General features: G+C 55.1%; 5 protein-coding genes and 1 pseudogene. 5 read left to right on the top strand and 1 reads right to left on the bottom strand.

The genetic code is table 11. The features are described 5' to 3' along the window. The first annotated feature begins 136 nt into the window (after positions 1–136). The 5 genes from GOX01_RS12255 to GOX01_RS12235 all read left to right on the top strand — a co-directional run bounded on the left by GOX01_RS12255 (position 137) and on the right by GOX01_RS12235 (position 4,094). Positions 137–394, top strand: coding sequence for a mobilization protein (locus GOX01_RS12255; RefSeq protein WP_006560192.1), 258 nt, complete (start codon positions 137–139; stop codon positions 392–394). After that, on the top strand, positions 391–927 hold the full coding sequence (locus GOX01_RS12250; RefSeq protein WP_131973950.1) for a replication protein: 537 nt from the start codon (positions 391–393) through the stop codon (positions 925–927). Before GOX01_RS12255 ends, GOX01_RS12250 begins: the two co-directional genes overlap by 4 nt. A gap of 329 nt (positions 928–1,256) precedes the next feature. After that, entirely contained in the window at positions 1,257–1,856 is a 600-nt protein-coding gene (locus GOX01_RS12245) for a helix-turn-helix domain-containing protein (RefSeq protein ID WP_062268777.1), read from the top strand. Next, positions 1,853–2,296, top strand: a complete 444-nt coding sequence (locus tag GOX01_RS12240) for a DUF29 domain-containing protein (RefSeq protein WP_062268779.1) — start codon at positions 1,853–1,855, stop codon at positions 2,294–2,296. Before GOX01_RS12245 ends, GOX01_RS12240 begins: the two co-directional genes overlap by 4 nt. A gap of 37 nt (positions 2,297–2,333) precedes the next feature. Then, entirely contained in the window at positions 2,334–4,094 is a 1,761-nt protein-coding gene (locus GOX01_RS12235) for a Hint domain-containing protein (RefSeq protein ID WP_062268781.1), read from the top strand. 37 nt (positions 4,095–4,131) lie between these two features. On the opposite strand, the pseudogene GOX01_RS12230 reads toward GOX01_RS12235, so the two are convergent. Next, positions 4,132–4,374: pseudogene (locus GOX01_RS12230) on the bottom strand (MobQ family relaxase); the annotation flags it as partial.

Genomic DNA, 4,374 nt, shown 5'->3' with positions numbered 1-4,374 from the left:
AACTCCTTCGTCGCAAGGGTTGTTTGCACTCCACGGGGAATCAAGGAAACTTCCGAAAAATCGGGTATCATCAACAGGGTCACGCGAGAATGGAAATCACAACAGACCATTGCACCCACTTGGTGCGGGAGGAAAAATGACACCTATCGAGAAGGCAAAACAGCAGGTCGAACAGGCCAAGGCCCGGTATCAGGCTTTGCTCGCCAGACAGAACGCCGAGGAGCGCAAACTGGATACTCGCCGCAAGGTCATTCTCGGGGGTCTGCTGATCGACGCGGCCGGGAAGGATGAACGCTTCGGCCGCGTCATTGACGAACTGATGAAGCGCATCACCCGCGACCATGACCACAAGGCGTTCGAGGGCTGGCAGAAGCCCGAGCCTGACCGGTCATGACCGACGAACGCGAGCTGGATGACGGGCTGGCCGCGTTCGACCAGCTCGGCCGGGAAATGGCGGAGACAAACCGTCTGCTTCGGGCCGTCCGGTCCGATCAGGCGGCCCGGAACCAGCAGGAACACGACTTGTCGGCCGAAATGCGAGCCGCGCTTAAACAGGCCACAGGAGCCTCACAGAAGGCGCTACAGGCCGCCCAGACAGAAATACGCTCATCTCTACTATGGACGGGCCTGACGGCCTTCCTGATCGTTCTGGTGGCGTTTGGCGGGGGGTATTTCTTCGGGCAGCGGGCTGGATGGGAAACTGGGCACGCGGACGGATACCAGAAAGCCCGTAATCAGGAGGCCGCCGCGAGCTGGGCCAACACACCGGCCGGGCAGCGGGCTTATGGTCTCGATCGACAGGGCGACCTTGACCTGCTGACCATGTGCCGTGGGAACGGCTGGACCACGGAACGCCGGAAGGGTGGGATAGTCTGCTTCCCAAACGCGGACGCCAAAGGGAACGTAACCGGCTGGTATCTGCCCTGACCGTCACCGGGATGGGAAAGCCGGCAAGTCCCCTCATTGCTTCCTGAGCCATTTTCTCTTGCCCGATTCTGCCGGCGTCACAGGGGCCGGGCGAGCGCGGAGCGGGAGCGGCGGAGCCCGCCCGCAGGGCGCCGGAACAGACCTCGAAATAGCAGTTTTCCACCGAAAAAAGGGGGGACAACAGGGGGATTAGATTCTTTTCTCTTTCTTAGGGATCGCCACACCTCGCAGAAATCCAGCAGAAACAGATTGTTTTAAGTCTCAGATTCTGAGACTAGTAGACCTCGGAATCCGAGACCTAAAGATAGGTTCTCCACAAGGAGCGAGACATGGCCCAGATTGTGCGCCTCACCACCAAGCCGCAGCGATCCGGACAGGAGGAAGCGGCACAGGCCGCCGAGCAGCTCTCGCTCCTGTCCGAAGAACTCTTGAAGCATTTGCCCGGAGAGGCGCGCATAGCCATCTCACGGGCCACACACGCGCTGCAAAAAGCAGCACGACCAGACACTACCGAAGGGCTTTGGCCGGGAGGTTTCACCATGTTGAGCCGTATGCAGACCGCCGCAATCTGGGATGGCATCCGCGAATTATCGTCTGATGATCGCCCCAATCAGGTCCGTCATGCTTTCGATCTGGTACTGCTCAATCTCCGACAAGATACGGGCGAGGTGCTGCTTACGCGTGACCAGCTTGCTGAACGGATCGGATGCGCACCCAAAAACGTCAGTACCATCATGGGAACGCTAGAAAAAATGGGTGTGATCCGCCGCGAACGCCGCAGGATTGAAGGCGTACAAGGCCGAGGGATGGCCGTATATTTCATCAACCCGCATGTGGCATGGAACGGCTCGCTGGACGTCCGTAAGGCACAGGCCGCGGAAACCCGGCCGCCCATGCAACTTGAATTACTCCAGGGGGGAGCGTCATGAGCAGCACCCTTTATGACCATGACTTCTACGCATGGGCCAACGAGCAGGTCGGACTGCTGCGCGCCGGAAAACTATCCGAGGCGGACCTTGAACATATCGCCGAGGAAATCGAGAGTATGGGGAAATCTGAGAAGCGTGAACTTATCAGTCGTCTGACTGTGCTGCTTCTTCACCTGCTCAAATGGGAGTTCCAGCCTATGCGCCGTGGTGCTTCATGGCGTCTTTCAATTGCCAATACCCGCGATGCGCTGACTGATCATCTGGCCGACAACCCAAGCCTACGAAGTGTTCTGGAAGCCAGCATCGACACAGCTTACCGCCGTGCCCACCGTGACGCTGCTTTGGAAACCGGCTTTCCTGAAGGGACCTTTCCGAACGCCTGCCCATGGTCCTTCGACCAGATGATGGACGAAGATTTCTGGCCTGAATACCAATCTTGATTTGGTATAAATCTATAAAATTAAAAGGATGTAAATAATGTCTGGTCTATACAGCTACGGAAATACTGTAACAACGAGCGGTTCATATACTATGTATCCGACCGTTTATATTGGACTATTGGAATCAGGAGGAGCAAGCGCTACTTTCACAGGCACTGATGTCGTTGCTTCTGTCTCGTTTGCTCCTGCATTAATATCTGCAATATGCCCATATATCGTAACATCGACTGCTGGTGCAAATGTTACTGTTGAAGTTGGGAACTCTCTTATTGGACTTCTAACGGGATCATCTCTTACTGCTGATGGTGGCACTATCAACATTAGCGGTTCCACTACAATTTCCGCTCTTAGCGGAATGACTTACAACATTCAGAATGGCGGAACACTTAATTTAGGAAACGTTCAAAGTGCAGATCTATCTGCATTATCCGGAGCACGTATAAATTTTGGATATGGTGGTGGAACACTTGTATTAACTCCATCTTCAGGTATTAATATTTTATCATTCAGCGGAATAACTGGTTTTTATAACTACGGATCAACAATAGAAATACCAGGGGCTGGTAAAGTTACAAATTCAACATACGACGGATCAACAACAGAAATAACGACAGATAATGGATACACAATAGCATTATCAGGGGATTATACTGGAACTGACAAAACTCTTTATCAAATAACAGACGGATCAAATCTTTATATCAGCGCATCAAGCTATGTTACAATTAATGGTCAAGAGTATGACGCTGCTGTTCTTGTCTGCTTCCTCCCCGGCAGCCTCATCAACACGCCGTATGGCACGAAGGCCGTTGAAGACCTTAGTGTTGATGATGAGATCATTGCGTATGTTGATGGTGTCGCGACCCCTCGTCGTGTGACCTGGACCGGTCAGGCGCACTGCAACGTTCGCTCCCATCGTCCTGATGATGAGGCGGGTTACCCGGTCCGCATCCTCAAGGATGCCATCGCGGACGGAGTTCCGTTCAAGGACATGCTGATTACGGCAGAGCACTGCTTGTTCTTTGATGGACAGTTTGTTCCGGCCCGGATGCTGGTGAACGGTCGCTCGATCTTCTTCGACAAGTCCATCACGTCTTACGACTACTACCACATCGAAACCGAAGCCCATTCAGTCATTATGGCCGATGGCATGCTCACCGAGAGCTATCTTGATACCGGAAACCGTCGCGCCTTCTCTCAGAAGGGAAACGTTGTCTCGATCGGTAGCACTAGCAATCTGACCTGGGATGACGCGGCCGCCCCTCTGACGGTCTCCAGAGAAGCGGTCGAGCCTCTCTTCCGCCAGATCGAGAACCGCGCGGACAAGGCCGGTTTTGCGATCCAGACAGAAGCCCGCCCTCTGACAAACGAAAGTGACCTGCACCTGACCACGGATACAGGAGCAGTCATTCGGCCGGCACGGGAAAACAACGGACGGGTCATGTTCATGATCCCCAGCGGAGTTGAAAACGTCCGGATCATCTCCAATGCTAGCCGCCCCTGTGATGTGATCGGCCCCTTTGTCGATGACCGCCGCCAGCTGGGTGTTCTGGTTGGAACGGTTACCCTGTTCGAAAGCAACAGAACACGCACTCTGACCGATCACCTCCATGATGCCCAGCTCTCCGGTTGGAGCAACGTGGAAGAGGGAACCATGCGCTGGACCAGCGGCAATGCTTTGCTCCCCTTGGGAGAACGCGCACCAGGAGCCCTCGCCCTGATGGCAATCGAAGTCAAAGCCGCAGGTCCGTATATCCTGGACGAAACGCTCTCCGAGAATCACGCTCTGAAGGCCTGATGTTCTATTCTGTCCTGGGTCAGGACCCAGGACAGAATCACCAGGGATCATATCCCCGATCAGAGCGGCGACTTCGCCCTCTGGATAGATCTTTCGAGCGATTGCGTTCCAGATCAGCAGCCTTCCTGACTTCTTCAGCCGCCCGGATGTCCTGCTGGCGTCTGATCTCGGCCTGACGCGCCAGCTCCTGCCTCTGGCGCTCGGCCTCCCTTTCCCGCTCCATCCGCTGCCCGATCTTCCGGGCCAGACCGACCGCCAGCCGGGCCTTCTTCTCAAGGCC

Origin of the sequence: Gluconobacter oxydans (assembly GCF_006539685.1) — a bacterium.
Classification (GTDB): Bacteria; Pseudomonadota; Alphaproteobacteria; order Acetobacterales; family Acetobacteraceae; genus Gluconobacter; species Gluconobacter oxydans.
This window is presented reverse-complemented; position numbering and strand designations above follow the sequence as displayed.